Raw genomic sequence first — 16,988 nt, 5'->3', positions numbered from 1 at the left:
GGCTGCGACGCTGGCGGCGGCCGAACGTCGGCACGGCGACCGACGGGTGGATCACGAGACAGCGGCTGGATGGTCACGGTCACCCGCTCCCACAGCGCCTGCTCCTCAGGGCTGAGCTGGCGCACCGGTCGCTGGCGTAACCCGGGCGCGCGCTACCGTTCCGCGCGGGAGGAGCAACAGCGCTTGGCCCTTTGCGGCCATGCCGCCAGCGATCTGCGTGGCGAGCGGACCCGCGCCCCAGAAGGTATCGAACCGGTTCGCGCCCTTGATCGCTCCGCCCGTATCCTGCGCCACCCACAGGCCGTCGGCTTCCGGCCGCTCCATGTCGAGCCACACGGGCGCACCGAGCGGCACGAACAGCGGGTCGGCGGCAACCGTCGCCTGCGGCGTGACGGGCACGTTCAACGCGCCGAGCGGCCCCGGCCCCGTCAGCTCGCGAAAGAAGATGTTGCTCAGGTTCTCGCGCATCAGCGCGCGGCCGCCGTCCGGCTGCGCGCGCATCCATGCCTTGATCGCGTCCATGCCCGCGCCGCCTTGCGGCAGCAGGCCCCGCTGGCGCAGCAGCCGGCCAACCGCGACATACTCACGGCCGTTCTGGTTGTCGTAACCCACCCGCATCACCGACCCGTCCGGCAGCCGCAGCCGGCCCGAGCCCTGAATTTCCAGAAAGAACAGCTCCACCGGGTCGGCCGCCCAGGCGAGCTCCAGGCCCTTGCCGGCCAGCGCCCCGCGCTGGATCTCGCCGCGGGTATGGTATAGGACGCAGGCGCCCGTTCCGTCGTAGCGGCCGCGGCCGGTCTGCCCGTCGGCCCGCGTGCAGCGGACGAGATCGGGCGGCGTGCGATAGATGGGCGTGGCGTAGCCGGGCCCGGACACGCGGGAGCCGGCAATCTCCGGCTCGTAATAGCCAGTGGCGAAAGCGGCCTCGGCACCTACCCGCACCCACTCGAAGCGGTTGGCGAAAAAGGCGGTGGCGCTGCCCGGCGCGAGCGTCGCGGCTTCGGCGCAGAGCGGCTGCCAGTCGCCGGGCCGGGTCAGTCCGCTGCCGTCCGTACGCCGCGTCAGCACCGGGCAGCTTAGCTTGAAAGCAGTTAGCGCTGCCTCCGCCTTAGTCGGATCGAACTGGCGCGGCGCCGCCAAAGTCACGCCGGCCTCAATCGCGCTCCTGGGCTTAGCGGGCTCGGCTACGGGAGCGCTCGGCTTGGTCACGCAGGAGGATAGAAGCATCGCCCCCGAAAGGGCGAGCAGGCCGGACCAAAGCCTCACTCTTCTTCGTCGGTCTCGATGAGGATCCAGTTTGGATCGCGGCTGGCGAGGTCGCGGCGGAAGGTCCAGCGGTCGCGGGTCTGTACTGCGTCGCTCAGCGAGCCCGCGATCACCTCGCCGTCCGCGTTGCGCGTCACCGCCGCAATGTCGGCCTCGAAGCGCACGGCGACCGTCGCCACCGAGCGCTCGAGTGAAGCCTCGGTGATGGTCGCCTGCTCGATCGCCACCAAGCGGTTGTCGAGCCTGTGACCGGCGGTCTGGCGCTCGGCCATTGCCCGGTCGAACGCAGCATAGATCTCCGGATCAACGAAACCGCGGACCTCGTCCAGCCGACCGGCCCAGAACGCTTCCAGGATCATCCGGTATGCCGCCTGGGCGCCCTCCAGAAAGCGCGCCACGTCGAACGTCGGATCGGCCGCGAGGATGGAGCGGACCCCCGGACCGGCCGTGGGCAAATAAGCGTTGTCTTGAACCTCGGTAGCCCCGGCCGGCGCCAGCGGGGACGCCGCGGTGCGCGGCTGCAGCCGCGCGTCCGGCTCGGCCGGCTTAAGGATCGGCTGCTGCTCATGACCAGTCCGCTCGCCCAGCACGCTATACAGCCGCAGACCGACGAACAAGGCCACAAGGGCGAGGATGATGATGGAGACCAACGCTTGTCCTGTTCTTGATCGTTCAACGCCTAACATAGGCTCACGGATGCACGGCTCCAAGCCCTCACATCGCCCAGCAACGCACCCCGGCGCGCCATTGCGCCGCTTGGACCCGGCTGCTAGGCGCCCTGCCGCGTGCGTGCAGGCGCTTCAACCCTCCATCTAGAACTCCAAAAGGTTTCGCAACCATGGCCGAGCAGGACCTCACTACCCCGACCAACGGCGAAGGCGGCCAGCCCGCTCTGCCCGGCGCCGACGCGCCCCAAGTTGCGGCCCTGGCCCAGTATGTAAAGGACTTGTCGGTCGAGAACCCGTCGGCGCCGGCCGTCTACCAGTGGAGCGAGCAGCCGCAGCTGGACGTGCAGTTCAACATCAACGTCAACAAGGTCGCGGACGAGGTCCATGAGGTGATCCTCAAGATCGACGCTTCCGCCCGCTCGGCCAGCGGCGTCCATTTCGTCATCGACCTCAGTTACGGCGGCATCTTCGCGCTGCGCAACCTGCCCGAAGAGGCGATCCCGCCCTTCCTGCTGGTGGAAGCGCCGCGCCTGCTGTTCCCCTTTGCCCGGCAGGTGATCGCGGCCGCCACCTCCGACGCCGGCTTCCCGCCGCTGATGCTCGACCCCATCGACTTCGCCGGTATCTACATGGCGCAGGCTCAAGCCGCGCAGGGCGGCGGCGACCTAGGCGGGGAAGCTGGCGGGGCGCCGACCGTCCAGTAAGCATCGGCCGGCGGGGGAAACGGGGTGAACCTACTCAAAGCCACCGGCACCATCGGCGGGCTGACCATGGTCAGCCGCGTGCTGGGCTTCGCGCGCGACATGATCGCGGCTCGGCTCCTTGGCGCGAGCCATGCCAACGATGCCTTCAACCTGGCTTTTCTGTTACCGAACATCTTCCGCCGGCTGTTCGCGGAAGGGGCGTTCTCAGCTGGCTTCGTTCCGCTGTTCAGTCGCCGCCTGGCCAGCGGCGGGATGGAGGAAGCCCAGCGCTTCTCCAACGAGATCCTGGCCGTTTTCATGCCCGCGCTCCTGCTGGTCACAGCCGTGTTCGTGATCTTCATGCCCGGCGTGCTGCTGCTGGTTGTTCCGGAATATGCGAGCACGCCCGGCAAGCTCCCCCTGGCGACCGAGCTGTCGCGCTGGACCTTTCCTTATCTGCTGTTCATCAGCCTCGTCGCCCTGCTCTCGGGCGTGCTCAACAGCCTTACCCGCTTCGCGGTGGCAGCCTTCACCCCGGCCCTGCTCAACCTTGCGCTGATCGTCGCGCTGCTGCTTGCCCCCGAACAGAACAACAGCCAAACCGTCCGCTTCATGGCGGTCGCGGTCCTGGTCGGCGGTCTTGCCCAGTTCGCATTCTGCTGGTTCGCGGTCCGCCGGGCTGGGGTCAAGCTGCGCTTCGGCCGTCCCCGCCTCACCCCTGCCGTGCGCGAGCTGGTGATCCTTATCCTTCCGGCGACCGCCGCTGCCGGCCTGTATCAGCTCAGTCAGCTGTTCTACGCTTATTTCTCTTCCCGCCTGGGTGAAGGCGCGCTCACCATGTTGAGCTATGCGGACCGCCTCAACCAGCTGCCGCTGTCGATCATCGGCACCGCACTGGGCGTCGCCATTCTCCCCGCCATCAGCCAGGCCATCGCCCGCAACGAAGAGGCGGCAGCCGCGGACGTCCAGGCCCGTGCCTTCGACCTGTCGATGCTGCTCACCCTGCCGGCTACGCTGGCGTTGATGGTCGCCGCTTTTCCGATCATCGGCGCCCTGTACCGCGGCGGCGAATATTCGCTTGAAGCCGCGCAGACGACCGCCAACATCCTTGCCATATTGGTGACCGGCCTGCCCGCCTATGTGCTGGTAAAGGTACTCACCCCTGCCTTCTACGCCCGCAAGGACGTGAAGACGCCAGTGTACATTGCCATGTCGATCCTGGCGCTCAGCATTCCGGCGAACTTCCTGCTGATTCCGCTGATCGGCATCTACAGCCTAGCGACCGTCACTTCGGCGGGTGCGTGGATCAACTTCGTACTGCTGTTCGCCATTCTTTATCACCGCGGCCACTTCCGCATGCCGGCGTGGCTGGTCAACCGCGTGGCCCGGCAGCTGCTTGCGGCGCTGGCCATGGCCGCTGCGCTGTTCGGCCTGCGCACCCTCCTTGCCGACTGGTTTCTCGGCAACGTCCTCGAGCGGGCGATCGGCCTGGCCCTGCTGGTCGGCATCGGGGGGCTCACCTATTTCGGCGTGGCCTTTCTGATCGGCGGCGTCGACCGGGAAGCGATCGCCTCGCTGCGCCGCCGCCGGGCACTCGCCGAATGAGGGTCGTGTCGGGCATCCAGCCGACCGGCAACCTCCACCTCGGCAACCTGCTCGGCGCCATTCTCCGCTGGGTGGAGATGCAGGACCGGGCCGAGTGCCTGTTTTTCCTGGCCGACCTCCATGCGCTGACGGTGGACGTCGAGCCCGCCCAGCTCCGCGCCAACGTCCGGGAGATGGCGGCGGCGCTGATCGCCAGCGGCATCGATCCCGCCCGCTCGACCCTGTTCGCCCAAAGCGCGGTCCCCGCTCATTCGGAGCTTGCTTGGCTGCTGCAGTGCGTGGCCCGGGTCGGCTGGCTCAACCGGATGACCCAGTTCAAGGAGAAGTCGGGCAAGAACCGCGAAGGCGCCAGCGTCGGCCTCTACAGCTACCCGGTGCTGCAGGCCGCCGATATCCTTCTCTACCGTCCCACGCACGTGCCGGTCGGCGAGGACCAGAAGCAGCACATCGAGCTCGCTCGCGACATCGCGATCAAGTTCAACACCGACTACGATACCGAGCTGCTGGTTCCGCCCGAGCCCTATATTGGCGGCGGCACCTCGGCGCGCGTCATGTCCCTGCGTGACGGCAGCGCCAAGATGAGCAAGTCCGATCCGTCCGACATGAGCCGGATCAACCTGTCGGACCCTGACGACCTCATCAGCAGCAAGATCCGCAAGGCTCGGACCGACCCGGAGCCGCTGCCCGACGATCCCGCATTGCTCGACCGCAGGCCGGAGGCCCGCAACCTTGTCGGAATCATGGCCGCGGTCACCGGCGAAAGCATCGAGGGGGTGCTCGGGCGCTTCGCCGGCCAGGGCTTCGGTACGTTCAAGCCGGCTCTGGCAGACGCGATCATCGCCCTGCTGACGCCAATCCGGCGACGGTTCGCGGAGCTGTGCGCCGATCCGGCAACCCTCGATGGCCAGCTCGTCGCTGGGGCAGAACGGGCCCGCGCCTTGGGCGCGCCCACCCTCCGCGCCGCACAGGAGGCGATGGGGCTGCTCTGAGCGGCTTGCCGCATCTCCAGCTCACTTCATCGACGGTTCAGCAGGAATAGCGTGAAAAGCACACACATAACGCGTCTTCTCCTGACTCGAGGTTTTATGTTCAGCAACATTCGGAAGCTGACCGCCGCAGCGATGCTGGGCGCGGCAGCAGTGGCGGTTAGCGGTTGTGCCGCGACCCTGCCGACCAAGGTTACCCGCTACCAGGCCCTTCCCGCAGCCCAGGGCCAAACCTTCTACGTCGTTCCGGGCACCGGCCTGGCGCAGAGCGGCGGTCTTGAATTCCAGCGCTTCGCCGGCTTGGTCGCGCAGCAAATGGCAGCGCGCGGCTACCGTCCGGCCGCCAGCCCGCAGGCGGCGGATTTCGTCGTTCAGCTCGGCTATTCGGTCGATGACGGCCGAGAAGTGGTTACGGAAGATCCCTTCTCCCGCGGATATGGCGGCGGGTTCGGCAGCCGCTATGGCGGGTTCGGCAGCCACTATGGTGGGTTCGGCTACGGCGGGTTCGGCTACGATCCCTTCTGGGGCGTGTACCGCGGCCGGCCTTATTACAGCCGCTTCGGCTACTCCGGCTATCGTTCGCCTTACTACTACGGGTGGGACGATCCCTTCTGGTACGGCGGTGGCCGTGGTATCCGCAGCTACACCGAGTATCGCAGCGAGCTCGAACTCGACATCCGCGACCGGCGCACCAACCAGCCGCTCTTCGACGGCCGGGCCCAGGCCCGCTCGCAGACCGACGAGCTCGGCACGCTGGTCCCGAACCTGGTGGAAGCCATGTTCACCGGCTTCCCCGGCCGTAGCGGCGAGACGGTGAAGATTACGGTGCCCGCCAAGCGCCGGGGCTAAGCTCACCGGCTGAAGTCGTGAAGGCCCGTCCGGAGCAGATCCAGGCGGGCCTTTTAATTTGAGTTGCCGCTTGCAACTAGCCAAGCGGAGCATGACCCCTACATTGGCGCGGTGCACAAGGTCACGGTCTGGTTCGATGGCGCTTGCCCGCTCTGCCTGCGGGAGATCGCGATCATGCGACGGCTCGACCGCAGGCGCCGCATCCACTTCATCGATGTCGCTGATCCCGCCAGCAGCTGCCCGATCGACCGGGCTTCGCTCCTGGCGCGCTTCCATGCTGCCCAAGATGGGCAGCTGTACAGCGGCGCAGCAGCCTTCGCGGCGATGTGGCGGGCCATTCCGATGCTTCGGCCACTGGGTCTCGCGGCCAGGAACAGGATGGTACTCGGCATCCTCGAGCGGATGTACGGCCGCTTTCTGCGGGTGCGTCCCCGGCTGCAGCGGCTGCTCACGCGATGACCTGGGCCCGGGCGGTCGTAGTCGGATCGTCAGGCGGGATCGGGGGAGCGTTGGCGGACGCCCTGGCCAGGGACGGCGCCGAGGTGATCAGCCTGGCTCGAAGCGCTGCTTTTCCGGCCGATCGGATCGACCTCCTCGACGAGGACAGCATTGCCGCCGCTGCCGCGCGGATCGGCGCTGGCGGACCCGTCGACCTGGTGCTTGTCGCATCCGGCGTCCTCCACGGGGACGGGCGCGGGCCGGAGCGGAGCTCGCGCGAGCTGTCCGCCGATGCCCTCACACGAGCGTTCGCGGTTAACGCCACTGGCCCGGCGCTGGTGGCCAAGCACTTCCTTCCTTTGCTTCCGCGCAGGGGCCGCGCCACCTTCGCCGCCCTATCCGCGCGGGTCGGCAGCATCAGCGATAACCAGCTCGGCGGCTGGTACGGCTATCGCGCCTCCAAGGCCGCGCTCAACATGCTGCTCCGCACGCTTGCGCTGGAACTGGTCAGGACCCGGCCCGACGCGCTGTGCGTCGGCCTGCACCCTGGGACGGTCGACACCGGCCTGAGCAAGCCCTTTCAGCGCGGCGTTGCGCCGGACAAGCTGTTCGAACCGCGCTATGCAGCGGAGCAACTGCTGTCCGTGTTGGCTGCGCTCGGGCCCGAGGACAATGGCGGCTGCTTCGCGTGGGACGGAGAGCGCGTCCCGGCCTGATCGGGCGGGCTTTTCTATGCTCCCGGCCTGCCTGTCGCGCCAAGGATCGCGGCCGTGGTTGCTTCCGGCTCGTCTAACATCGGAAAGTGTCCGCTGTGGTCGAACCAGACCAGCTTCGAGCCGGGAAACGCCTGCTGGGCCCGCAATGCTTGCGCCGGGAAGCACAGACGATCTTGGCGGCCCCAACCGATTGTGACCGGTCCTGATCCCTCCGCCGCAGGTCCGGTCTGAGCGGGGCCATGAGTCAGGTCCTTGACCAGAGAGTCGAAGGTCGGTGTGGCGGCGAAGCTGTCCAACTCGGCTGCAACCAGCGCTCCGTTCAACGCCCACGGCCTCGCCGACAGCTGCGCTAGGAGCGCGCTCCGGCTCAGCGGGCTGCGGGCGAGCGTCGGCAGCAATGGACGCAGCTGGCGAAGGAGTAGGACCGAAGCGGTCAGCGAGGTGTTGACATAGCCGCGCTCCCAGCCCTGCCAGAAGCCGCCGGGATCGAGCGCCACGGTTGCACCGGCGCGCCCTTGCCGAGCCATCTCCAGGACAAGGCGACCCCCGAGCGAGCTGCCGACCATGTCGACGCCGGTGAGCTTTTCCGCCTCCAGCCATTCGGCCAAGCTTCGCGCCAGACCCGCAAAGGTGCCGCTATCCGGCTCAGCCGCACTTTCGCCGTGACCGGGGAGATCGAGCACGATCACCTCGCGGTGCGCGGCCAGTCCAAGGCGGACCATGCTCCACGCCCGGTGAGTGCTGCCGAGACCGTGAACGAGAAGGAGGGGCTTGCCGCTGCCTGTACGTGCGTGCTGGATCGTCATGAGCCGACAACGACCGGAACGACAAACTGAGCCCCGCGTGGATAGGCGCTGGCGTTCAGCCCTCCAGCTGACGCGTGAGCAACCGGATCGCGGCGTCGATCTCGGGATCGCTCGCGCGCAGCTTCTCAATCTGGCGGACGGCGTGGATCACCGTCGTATGGTCGCGCCCGCCGAAGCGGCGGCCGATGTCGGGCAGCGACTTGGGGGTGAGCTGCTTGGACAGGTACATCGCGACTTGGCGCGGGCGCGCGACCTCTCGAGCACGGCGGGCGCTGGTCATCTCCGCCTTGCGGATGCGGTAGTGCTCGGCGACTTGGGTCTGGATCTCATCGATGGAGATGCGCCGCTGGTTTGCGCGCAGCACATTGGCCAGCACTTCTTCGACGAACGGCACGTCGATGGGCCGCCCGGTCATCATTGCATAGGCGGCGATGCGGTTGAGCGCCCCCTCCAACTCGCGGATGGACGCGGTCAGCCGCTTGGCCAGGAAGTCGACGACGTTGCCCGGCATCTGCACCGTCGGCAGCAGCGCCAGCTTGGCGAGGATGATGTTGTAGCGGAGCTCCAGGTCGGCCTGGTTGATGTCTGCCACCAGCCCCCAGCTCAATCGCGACAGGATGCGCGGGGCGATCCCGTCCAGGTCCTGCGGCGCGCGGTCGGAGGTGATCACCAGCCGCCGGCCAGCGGTGATGATCTCGTTCATGGTATGGAAGAATTCTTCCTGGGTCGACTCCTTGCCCGCGATAAACTGGACGTCGTCAATCAGCAGGAGGTCGGCCGAGCGCAGCCGCCCCTTGAAGCCGATGGTGTCGTTCTCGCGAATGGCACGCACGAACTCCACCATGAACTTCTCGGCCGACATAGAGACGACCAGGGCGTCCGGGTGCTTCTCCAGAAAGCGCTGGCCGATGGCGTGGAGCAGGTGAGTCTTGCCGCGGCCGGTGCTGCCGTGAATGAAGAGCGGGTTGAAGGTGACGTTGTCGGCCTCCGCCAGCGTCCGCGCGGCGGTGGCGGCGACCTCGTTGGCCTTGCCGACCACAAAGGTGGCAAAGCTGTAACGCGGGTCGAACGCCGGGCGCGGGTGCTTGGCCGCGGTGCTGGCCCGGGCGGCGGGCGCGGGTTCATCGTCCAGGATCAGCAGCGGAGCCGGCTTGGGTCCACCGTCGCACGCGATCACCCGGACGTCGCGCACCACCGGCAGGGTCGTCTTCCACGCCAGCTGCAGCCGCTCGCCAAAATGGGAGCGGACCCAGTCGGCCATGAACTGGCTTGGCATCAGCAGTTCGAGCGAGCCGGTCTCCGGATCGAAGTTGCCGAGCTCCGCCGGCTTCAGCCAACCGTCGAAAGTGCGCGCGCCGCAATCGCGTCGAAGGCCGCCGCGGATCGTCTCCCAGGCTGCAACGAGCGGACTGGCGAGCCCCTGAGGAGTGCCATGTTCCTCGTCCGAAACCAAACACGCCTGCCGCTCTGCCACCCTTCCGAGCCTCCTCTACCCCGTCGCGCGAAGGGCAAAGCGGCTCCGTTACGCCCGACCCGAGTCGCGGCGTCCTGCCTCTTGCCCTGCGTGCGTCCCCCCAGTGGAATCACTGCCGGAGCGGGCGGTTCTGCTAGCCTCGCCGCCCCCCGGCAAGCCTCCAAATTTCACAGGATTGAAATAAAGCGGCTTGACAGCCCGTTCCCGAGAGAAGGCGTTATTAACCTCTGAAAACCGCCCTTTTCGCTACGCTGCAAGCGAGCCGTACAGCGCGAATCGCGGGAAAAGCTGGCTTTTCGCGTAGGGCATGCAAAAAGGCCGCCGGAACGCTCCGGCGGCCTTGCTGGGAATAGGCGTGGTCGGTGCCGGTTCAGCCCAAGGAAGCGACCCGTTTGGTCAGCCGGGAGAACTTCCGCGACGCCGTGTTCTTGTGGATGACTCCGCGCGCAACCCCGCGGGCGAGCTCCGGCTGTGCCTTCTTCAGCGCCTCGGCCGCTACCGTCTTGTCCCCGGCCAACAGAGCGTTCTCCACCGCCTTGATGAAGGTCCGGATGCGGCCCACGCGCGCGCCGTTGACCTCGGTGCGGCGGGCGTTGCGACGGATGCGCTTCTTGGCTTGCGGCGTGTTCGCCATGCGACTTCGGTTCCCTATGCTTTCAGACGAAAAGCGGCGCGAAGCCATGGGCTCGCACCGGCGTGGCGGTCCCATAGGGAAGCAGCGGGTTCGGGTCAACCGCCTAGCGCTGGCACCCCGGACAGTACCAGGTCGAGCGCCCACCTTGCGCGAACCGCCTGACGGCGCCTCCGCAGCCACATGGCGCCCCTTCCCGATCGTACACGGCGAAACTCTTGGAGAAGTAGCCAAGGGCACCGTCCGGCTGGGCATAGTCGCGCAGGGTCGAGCCGCCCGCTTCGATTGCCTCGGCCAACACCGCCTTGATCGCCGGCACCAGCCGCCGCAGGCGCTCGAGCGACACCGTTCCGCCCGCCCGCTTGGGGTTGATGCCGGCCCGGAACAGCGCCTCGCACACGTAGATGTTGCCCAGCCCCGCGACGATCCGCTGGTCGAGCAGCAACAGCTTGATGGCCGCCTCCCGCCCCGCCAGCCGCCGCTTCAACTCCTCTGGCGTCAGATCGAACGGCTCCGGCCCGAGCGGCGCAAAGCCACTCCACCGGTCCACCTCACCGGTTCGCAGGAGGTCCACCGACCCGAACCGCCGCGGATCGTTCAGCGCGAGGGTGCGGCCCTCGTCGGTCTCGATCAGCAGGTGGTCGTGCTTGTCGAGCTCGGACGGATCGATCCGCCAACGCCCCGACATGCCGAGGTGAAATACCAGCGTGTCGTCCCGGTCTGTATGGACCAGCCCGTATTTGGCTCGCCGCCCCAGCCCGGTGACTGTTGCGCCAATCAGCCGCTGCCCGAGATCCTCGGGCAAGGCGCGCCGGAGGTCGGGCCGGCGAGCCTCGACCCCCGTCAGCCGACGGCCATCAAGCACGGTGCGGAGCCCGCGGACGGTTGTTTCGACTTCCGGAAGCTCGGGCACTCGCGATCATATGGCGCGCCCCGCCCTTCCCCGCTAGAGCCGCCCGCATGCCCGACCAGGTGAACTTCGGCGACGAGCTCGTCACGCCCGAGGAGAAGACCCGCCGCGTGGGCGCCGTCTTCACCTCCGTGGCCCGCCGCTACGACCTGATGAACGACCTCATGTCGGGCGGCATGCACCGGTTGTGGAAAGACCGCTTCGTCACCCGGGCAAAGCCGCAGCGGCACGAGCAGATCCTCGACATGGCCGGCGGCACCGGCGACATCGCCTTCCGCATGGCGGAGCGGGGCGCGCGGGTGACGGTGGCGGACATCAACCCCGACATGCTGGAAGTGGGCGAAGAACGCGCCGCCAAACACGGGATCGAGGGGCTAAGCTGGTCGGTCCAGAATGCCGAGACCCTCACCTTTCCCGACCGCAGCTTCGACGCCTACACCATCGCCTTCGGCATCCGGAACGTCACCGACATACCGGCCGCCCTCAAGGAAGCGCACCGCGTGCTCCGCTACGGCGGGCGCATCTTCGTGCTGGAGTTCTCGACCACCGAATGGCCGGGCTTCGGCGAGGCTTACGAACTCTATTCCGACAAGGTGATCCCTCGGATCGGCAAGGCCGTCGCCGGTGACGAGGAAAGCTATCGCTACTTGGTCGAGTCAATCCGCCGCTTCCCCAAGCCCGAACAGTTCCGCGGCATGCTTGCCGAGGCTAGCTTCGTCCGCACTCATGTCGAGACGCTGATGGGCGGCCTGGTTTGCATTTGGAGCGGTTGGCGCGTTTGACCACCGCCGTCACCCACCTTTGGCGCCTGCTGAAATGGGGCCGCACGCTCGCGCGGCATGGCGCGCTTGGCGGTATCGAGCGCGACCCGCTGACCCCGCCGGGCGTGCGGCGCCTCGTCAAGCTCGCCCGCTTCGGCACCCGCCAGCCCGCCGAGCCTGACTACGCCCATGCGCTGCAGGCGATCGGCCCTGCTGCGATCAAACTCGGCCAGGCGCTCGCCACCCGCCCCGACCTGGTCGGGGAGAAAGCCGCGCACAACCTGCTGCGCCTCCAGGACTCGCTCCCGCCCGCGCCTTTCCCGCTGATCCGACACGCGATCGAGCAGGCGCTCGAAGCCCCGCTTGAACGGCTCTTCGCCGAGTTCGACGAGGTGGCGATCGGTGCGGCCTCCATCGCCCAGGTGCACCGCGCGGTCACCACCGAGGGCCGGCAGGTCGCGGTGAAGGTGCTCCGTCCCGGCATCGAGGATGAGTTCACCCGCGCGCTGGAAACCTACGAGTGGGCCGCGGCCCAGGCCGAGAAGTTCGGCGGCGAGTTCCAGCGCCTGCGCCCGCAGTCGGTCATCGCCCAGTTTCGCCAGTGGACCCGGCGCGAGCTCGATCTCAACCGCGAGGCCGCCTCCGCCTCCGAACTCAAGCAGAACATGGTCGCCGAGCCCGGTTTCTACGTGCCCGAGATCGATTGGCGGCGCAGCGCCCGGCGGGTGATGACGCTGGAATGGCTCGACGGGATCAAGCTCAGCAAGCGCGACCAGCTCATCGCCGCCGGCCACGACCTTACCCAGCTCGCCGCTACCCTGGTCCGCGCTTTTCTCCGCCAGGCGGTGATCGACGGCTTCTTCCATGCCGACCTTCACCAGGGCAATCTATTCGCCCTGCCCGACGGCCGCATCGCCGCCATCGACTTCGGCATCATGGGCCGGGTCGACCGCCGCGCGCGGCGCTGGTTGGCGGAGATCCTCTACGGACTGATCACCGGTAATTACGAGCGGGTGGCCGAGATTCACTTCGAGGCGCAGTACGTCCCCGCCCACCACAACATCGCCGAATTCACCACTGCCCTGCGCGCGGTTGGCGAGCCGATCCGCGGCCTGGCGGTCAAGGAGATCAGCGTCGGGCGGATGCTGGAAGGCCTGTTCACCATCACCCGCGATTTCGAGATGCCGACCCAGCCGCACCTGCTGCTGCTGCAGAAGACCATGGTGATGGAGGAAGGCGTCGCCACCTTTCTCGATCCCGAGATCAACATGTGGGAGACCGCCGAGCCGTTCCTGCGCGAATGGATCCGCGACGAGCTCGGGCCCGAGGCCTATGCCGCCGACCGGCTCATTCACTGGGTGCGGACCTTCAAGAAGCTCCCCGACCTGGTCGACCGCATCGACCACTACTTCCCCGCGCCGGGCGCCGCGCCGCCACCCTTGCCTCAGGCCCAGGTCGAGGTCGTCGGCCTTCCCGGGCTCCGCTTCAAGGATGTGGCGCTCGCGGCGCTCGGCGCTGCGGGCGGTGCGCTTGCGGTGTTCCTGCTGAGCTGATCGTTAAGCCACCGTTCAACGGGTGGAACCATACTGGTGACAGTCGGGGGCGGCTTGTGTCTGGAGAGGTACGCCCATGTTTTCTCCCCGCGTTCGCGCTGCCGCACTGGCGGCGTTTGGCTCCATCGCCCTGACGGGCTGCGCCACTTACTACGATCCTTATGGCGGTGGCTACGGCGGTGGCGTGTCCGTCGGCTATGGCAATCCTTATTACGGCGACCCGTACTATGGTTCGCGCTACGGCTACGGCTACGGCCAGCCCGGCTATGGCTATGGCTATGGCCAGCCGCGTCATGGGTACGGTTATGGCTACGGCCAGCCTTACTCCGGCTGGTACAACAACTATTATTACCCGGGCTCCGGCGTCTACGTCTACGACCGAAACCGTCGCGCCTACCGGATGAGCAATGCCCAGCGTCGCTATTGGGAGCGCCAACGCGACCTGCGCCAGGATCGCCGCGAAGTGCGGGACAACCGCCGCGGCTACCGCGTCGAGCGCCGCGACGATCGCCGCGCGTTTGAGGACCGGCGCCAGTCGGTTCGCGAGAGGGTGCGGCAGGGCGTAATCAATCGCGAGCAAGCCCGCCAGGAGCGCCAACAGAATCGCCGCGAGTACCGGCAAGATCGGCGGCAGGACCGCCGCGAACTCCGGCGTGAGAACCGTCGAGACCGCCGCGATGGCCGCCGCGGCGACGATTGATTGATTGAGTAACCTGAGCGGGTGTGAAGGGGTGCGGAGCGGACGGGAGCCGCTCCGCACCTGCTTGTTCATGCCGCCGCTTCGGTCTCCTCCGACACGGCATGCGCGTGGAAGTCGCCAGCGTCGTGCCGCTCGCGCAGCTGCTCTTCCTCAGGGCCGTAGGTGCGGTTCACGCGCCAGCCCCGCTGCACTGCGGGCCGTTCGGCCAGCTGGTCCGCCCACCGCTTCACATGAACATACTCGTGGGCCGAGAGGAACGTCGCGGCATCGTCGTAGATGCGGCCACGCACCACCGACCCGTACCAGGGCCAGATCGCCATGTCGGCAATCGTATACTCCGGCCCGGCCACATACTCGCTCTCGGCCAGCCGGCGGTTGAGCACGTCCAGCTGGCGCTTGGCCTCCATCGCATAGCGGTTGATCGCATATTCGATCTTCACCGGCGCGTAGGCATAGAAGTGCCCGAACCCGCCGCCCAGGAACGGCGCGGAGCCCATCTGCCACATCAGCCAGCTCAGCGTCTCCGCCCGCTCCTTGCCGGCGGCCGGCAGGAAGGCGCCGAACTTCTCCGCCAGGTACAAGAGAATGGCTCCGCTTTCGAACACGTTGACGGGCTCAGGCCCTGAACGGTCGACAAGTGCCGGGATCTTGCTGTTGGGATTTACCGCGACAAAGCCGCTGCCGAACTGGTCGCCTTCCATTATGCTGATCAGCCAGGCGTCGTACTCAGCGCCACCGTGCCCCGCCGCGAGCAGTTCCTCCAGCAGGATCGTGACCTTCTGCCCATTAGGCGTGCCCTGGCTGTAGAGCTGCAAGGGATGCTTGCCGACCGGCAGCTCCTTGTTGTGAGTCGGCCCGGCAACCGGGCGATTGATGCCCGCGAAGCGGCCGCCATTCTCGCCCACCCAAGTCCAGACTTTGGGGGGCGTGTAGTCGGTGTCGGCCATGGCTGTTCTCCTTTCGCCCAAGCTGGGGAAGCTCATCTCCGCTTTCCAGCGGCGCCGGCGAACGTTTCGACGGAGTATCCTTTGTTTCCGAGTACGGGCTCGGGCGTTCGGCAATCAGGAGGCAAGACCATGAGCAGCAGCAAGCACGACAAGGGGCCAAGCCCCTTTACCGACGACCTCGAGCGCAATCCCGGGATCGGCCAGTCCAAGGGCGGCACCACCGCCGACGACCTGGACGGCGACAACACCATCGACGGAGATGTCGAGAACGACGCCGACCCGCGCACGAACGCTGTCCGCGAGGACCAGCTCGGCCACACCAACAGCTAAAAGGACCACACATGCGCACCAACAGCGGCGCCGGCGAGGCGAAGAACAACAATCATGACCCGATCCTGCGCGACCGCGAGGGCAAGAAGGGTCCGGCGCAGAAGAGCGCACTGCTCGACATCCAGGAAGACCAGGCCGGGGCCAAGCCGCGGTCCGACAGCCGGGGAGCGGCCAAATGACCGACCACAAGAAGAAGGGCGACTTCGACCAAGCCCGCAAGCACGACGTCGGCGGGAACAAGAAGGCGCACGACAAGGGCGAAAGCAACAGCCGCACTGGCGACAAGCAGAACAGCGGTCACGGCGGGCACAAGTAGCTTGGCCAGTCTCGACCCGGACGGGCCTAGCGGCTAGGCCCGTCCGGCTATGGCTCGGGTGCTGCTCATCGTCGGCGGAGGGATTGCCGCCTTCAAGGCGGCCGAGCTTATCCGGCTGCTGCGCCGCAACGGCCACCAGGTCACGCCGGTCCTGACCGCGGGCGGTGCGCACTTCGTTACGCCTATGACCTTGGCGGCGCTCGCTGAGAGCCCGGTTTATACGTCCCTGTGGGATCTCAAGGACGAGACGGAGATGGGGCACATTCAGCTGTCCCGGGCGGCCGACCTCGTCCTGGTCTGCCCGGCCACCGCCGATCTCCTCGCCAAGATGGGGGCCGGCATCGCCGACGACCTCGCGACCACCCTGCTACTGGCCACTGACAAGCCGGTTGCGGTTGCCCCGGCGATGAACGTTCGCATGTGGCTCCACCCGGCGACGCAGGCCAATGTGGCGACGCTCCACCAGCGCGGCGTGCAGATGATCGAGCCGGTTAAGGGCGAAATGGCATGCGGCGAGTATGGACCCGGCCGGCTGCCGGAGCCGGCGGAGATCATAGCGCAACTCAGCCTTGTGAACCCCGGCTCTGAGCCTGTCGAAGAGCCGTCCTTGCCCTCCGAGGCGGTGCTCCAGAAAGGCAGCCGCCCGACAAGCTCAAGGCCGACGACGTCGCTGGCGGGCAAACACCTTCTCGTCACCGCCGGCCCCACCCACGAGCCGATCGACCCCGTCCGCGTGATCGCCAACCGCTCGTCGGGCAAGCAGGGCTTCGCGGTCGCCGTGGCCGCTGCCCAGGCCGGCGCGCGCGTTACCCTCATCGCCGGTCCGGTCAGCCTGCCCACCCCCTGCGGCGTCGCCCGCATCGATGTGGAAACCGCCGAACAGATGCAGGCCGCAGTCGAGGCCGCCCTGCCCTGCGATGCCGCAATCCTGGTCGCCGCGGTCGCCGACTGGAAAGTCGCGCCCTCTACAACCAAGCTCAAGAAGGGCGATGGTCCGCCGACGCTGGAGTTCTCACCAAATCCTGACATTCTGGCCACGCTCGCGCGGCATCCGCTCCGCCCGCAGCTGCTGGTCGGCTTCGCGGCGGAGACCGACGACCTGCTGGCCAACGCCGCCGCCAAGCGCGAGCGCAAGGGCGTCGACTGGATCGTCGCCAATGAGGTCTCCGGCGACGTGATGGGCGGGAGCCACAACCATGTCCACCTGATAACCGCGGACGGCGCCGAGAACTGGGACAGCATGCCCAAGGAGGACGTCGCGCGGCAGCTGATCGCCCGCATCGCACAGGAACTCGTTCGAGTATGATCCGCGCGCCCGGATCGCCCGCCTGCCCCCCGGTCGAAATGAT

General features: G+C 67.4%; 20 protein-coding genes. 13 read left to right on the top strand and 7 right to left on the bottom strand.

The window, feature by feature from the left end; translation table 11 throughout:
• Positions 1-105: 105 nt before the first annotated feature.
• Together QZX62_RS03245 and QZX62_RS03240 are read right to left on the bottom strand one after the other, a co-directional pair.
• Entirely contained in the window at positions 106-1,209 is a 1,104-nt protein-coding gene (locus QZX62_RS03245) for a murein transglycosylase A (protein WP_294172087.1), read from the bottom strand.
• Positions 1,210-1,262: 53 nt separating this feature from the next.
• Positions 1,263-1,916, bottom strand: a complete 654-nt coding sequence (locus tag QZX62_RS03240; RefSeq protein ID WP_294172086.1) for a Tim44/TimA family putative adaptor protein — start codon at positions 1,914-1,916, stop codon at positions 1,263-1,265.
• Positions 1,917-2,104: 188 nt separating this feature from the next.
• Here QZX62_RS03240 and secB point away from each other — a divergent pair, with 188 nt between their 5' ends.
• From secB to QZX62_RS03210, 6 genes are all read left to right on the top strand, one after another.
• Entirely contained in the window at positions 2,105-2,638 is a 534-nt protein-coding gene (secB, locus tag QZX62_RS03235; protein WP_294172085.1) for a protein-export chaperone SecB, read from the top strand.
• 24 nt (positions 2,639-2,662) lie between these two features.
• On the top strand, positions 2,663-4,222 hold the full coding sequence (gene murJ, locus QZX62_RS03230) for a murein biosynthesis integral membrane protein MurJ (protein WP_294172083.1): 1,560 nt from the start codon (positions 2,663-2,665) through the stop codon (positions 4,220-4,222).
• Entirely contained in the window at positions 4,219-5,211 is a 993-nt protein-coding gene (trpS, locus tag QZX62_RS03225) for a tryptophan--tRNA ligase (protein WP_294172082.1), read from the top strand. Before murJ ends, trpS begins: the two co-directional genes overlap by 4 nt.
• 96 nt (positions 5,212-5,307) lie before the next feature.
• Positions 5,308-6,057: a DUF4136 domain-containing protein gene (locus tag QZX62_RS03220; protein WP_294172081.1), complete on the top strand. Its 750-nt coding sequence runs from the start codon at positions 5,308-5,310 to the stop codon at positions 6,055-6,057.
• Positions 6,058-6,168: 111 nt separating this feature from the next.
• Complete coding sequence (locus QZX62_RS03215; RefSeq protein WP_294172080.1) at positions 6,169-6,516, top strand: DUF393 domain-containing protein; 348 nt, start codon at positions 6,169-6,171, stop codon at positions 6,514-6,516.
• On the top strand, positions 6,513-7,211 hold the full coding sequence (locus QZX62_RS03210) for an SDR family NAD(P)-dependent oxidoreductase (RefSeq protein WP_294172079.1): 699 nt from the start codon (positions 6,513-6,515) through the stop codon (positions 7,209-7,211). Before QZX62_RS03215 ends, QZX62_RS03210 begins: the two co-directional genes overlap by 4 nt.
• A gap of 14 nt (positions 7,212-7,225) precedes the next feature.
• Here QZX62_RS03210 and QZX62_RS03205 read toward each other — a convergent pair whose 3' ends face one another.
• The 4 genes from QZX62_RS03205 to mutM form a co-directional block, all read right to left on the bottom strand.
• On the bottom strand, positions 7,226-8,017 hold the full coding sequence (locus QZX62_RS03205; protein WP_294172078.1) for an alpha/beta hydrolase: 792 nt from the start codon (positions 8,015-8,017) through the stop codon (positions 7,226-7,228).
• Positions 8,018-8,072: 55 nt separating this feature from the next.
• Positions 8,073-9,491, bottom strand: coding sequence for a chromosomal replication initiator protein DnaA (gene dnaA / locus QZX62_RS03200; RefSeq protein WP_294172074.1), 1,419 nt, complete (start codon positions 9,489-9,491; stop codon positions 8,073-8,075).
• 370 nt (positions 9,492-9,861) lie between these two features.
• A complete protein-coding gene (gene rpsT / locus QZX62_RS03195; protein WP_294172073.1) occupies positions 9,862-10,125 on the bottom strand; it encodes a 30S ribosomal protein S20 in 264 nt (87 codons plus the stop codon).
• A 103-nt stretch (positions 10,126-10,228) separates the two neighbouring features.
• Positions 10,229-11,035, bottom strand: coding sequence for a bifunctional DNA-formamidopyrimidine glycosylase/DNA-(apurinic or apyrimidinic site) lyase (gene mutM / locus QZX62_RS03190; protein WP_294172072.1), 807 nt, complete (start codon positions 11,033-11,035; stop codon positions 10,229-10,231).
• A 47-nt stretch (positions 11,036-11,082) separates the two neighbouring features.
• Here mutM and QZX62_RS03185 point away from each other — a divergent pair, with 47 nt between their 5' ends.
• From QZX62_RS03185 to QZX62_RS03175, 3 genes are all read left to right on the top strand, one after another.
• Positions 11,083-11,814 carry a class I SAM-dependent methyltransferase gene (locus tag QZX62_RS03185; RefSeq protein WP_294172071.1) on the top strand — a complete coding sequence of 244 codons (732 nt, stop codon included), beginning with the start codon at positions 11,083-11,085 and terminating at the stop codon, positions 11,812-11,814.
• Positions 11,811-13,346: a 2-polyprenylphenol 6-hydroxylase gene (ubiB, locus tag QZX62_RS03180; RefSeq protein ID WP_294172070.1), complete on the top strand. Its 1,536-nt coding sequence runs from the start codon at positions 11,811-11,813 to the stop codon at positions 13,344-13,346. The genes QZX62_RS03185 and ubiB overlap by 4 nt, the downstream gene beginning before the upstream one ends.
• Positions 13,347-13,422: 76 nt before the next feature.
• Entirely contained in the window at positions 13,423-14,046 is a 624-nt protein-coding gene (locus QZX62_RS03175) for a hypothetical protein (protein ID WP_294172068.1), read from the top strand.
• A gap of 68 nt (positions 14,047-14,114) precedes the next feature.
• Here QZX62_RS03175 and yghU read toward each other — a convergent pair whose 3' ends face one another.
• Positions 14,115-14,993 carry a glutathione-dependent disulfide-bond oxidoreductase gene (yghU, locus tag QZX62_RS03170; RefSeq protein ID WP_294172066.1) on the bottom strand — a complete coding sequence of 293 codons (879 nt, stop codon included), beginning with the start codon at positions 14,991-14,993 and terminating at the stop codon, positions 14,115-14,117.
• A 129-nt stretch (positions 14,994-15,122) separates the two neighbouring features.
• Here yghU and QZX62_RS03165 point away from each other — a divergent pair, with 129 nt between their 5' ends.
• Genes QZX62_RS03165 through QZX62_RS03150 form a run of 4 tightly spaced genes read left to right on the top strand, consistent with a single transcriptional unit; the run spans position 15,123 to position 16,945 of the window.
• Positions 15,123-15,323 (top strand): hypothetical protein, encoded by a 201-nt coding sequence (locus QZX62_RS03165; protein ID WP_294172065.1) that lies wholly within the window; start codon positions 15,123-15,125, stop codon positions 15,321-15,323.
• An 11-nt stretch (positions 15,324-15,334) separates the two neighbouring features.
• Entirely contained in the window at positions 15,335-15,502 is a 168-nt protein-coding gene (locus QZX62_RS03160; protein ID WP_294172064.1) for a hypothetical protein, read from the top strand.
• Positions 15,499-15,639, top strand: a complete 141-nt coding sequence (locus tag QZX62_RS03155) for a hypothetical protein (RefSeq protein WP_294170157.1) — start codon at positions 15,499-15,501, stop codon at positions 15,637-15,639. The genes QZX62_RS03160 and QZX62_RS03155 overlap by 4 nt, the downstream gene beginning before the upstream one ends.
• A gap of 49 nt (positions 15,640-15,688) precedes the next feature.
• Positions 15,689-16,945, top strand: coding sequence for a bifunctional phosphopantothenoylcysteine decarboxylase/phosphopantothenate synthase (locus QZX62_RS03150; protein ID WP_294172063.1), 1,257 nt, complete (start codon positions 15,689-15,691; stop codon positions 16,943-16,945).
• Positions 16,946-16,988 lie beyond the last annotated feature (43 nt).

It is taken from the genome of uncultured Sphingomonas sp., from assembly GCF_902806265.1.
Taxonomy (GTDB): Bacteria; Pseudomonadota; Alphaproteobacteria; order Sphingomonadales; family Sphingomonadaceae; genus Sphingomicrobium.
Note: the sequence above shows the minus strand (reverse complement) of the source record. Positions and strands in the feature narration are given on the sequence as shown.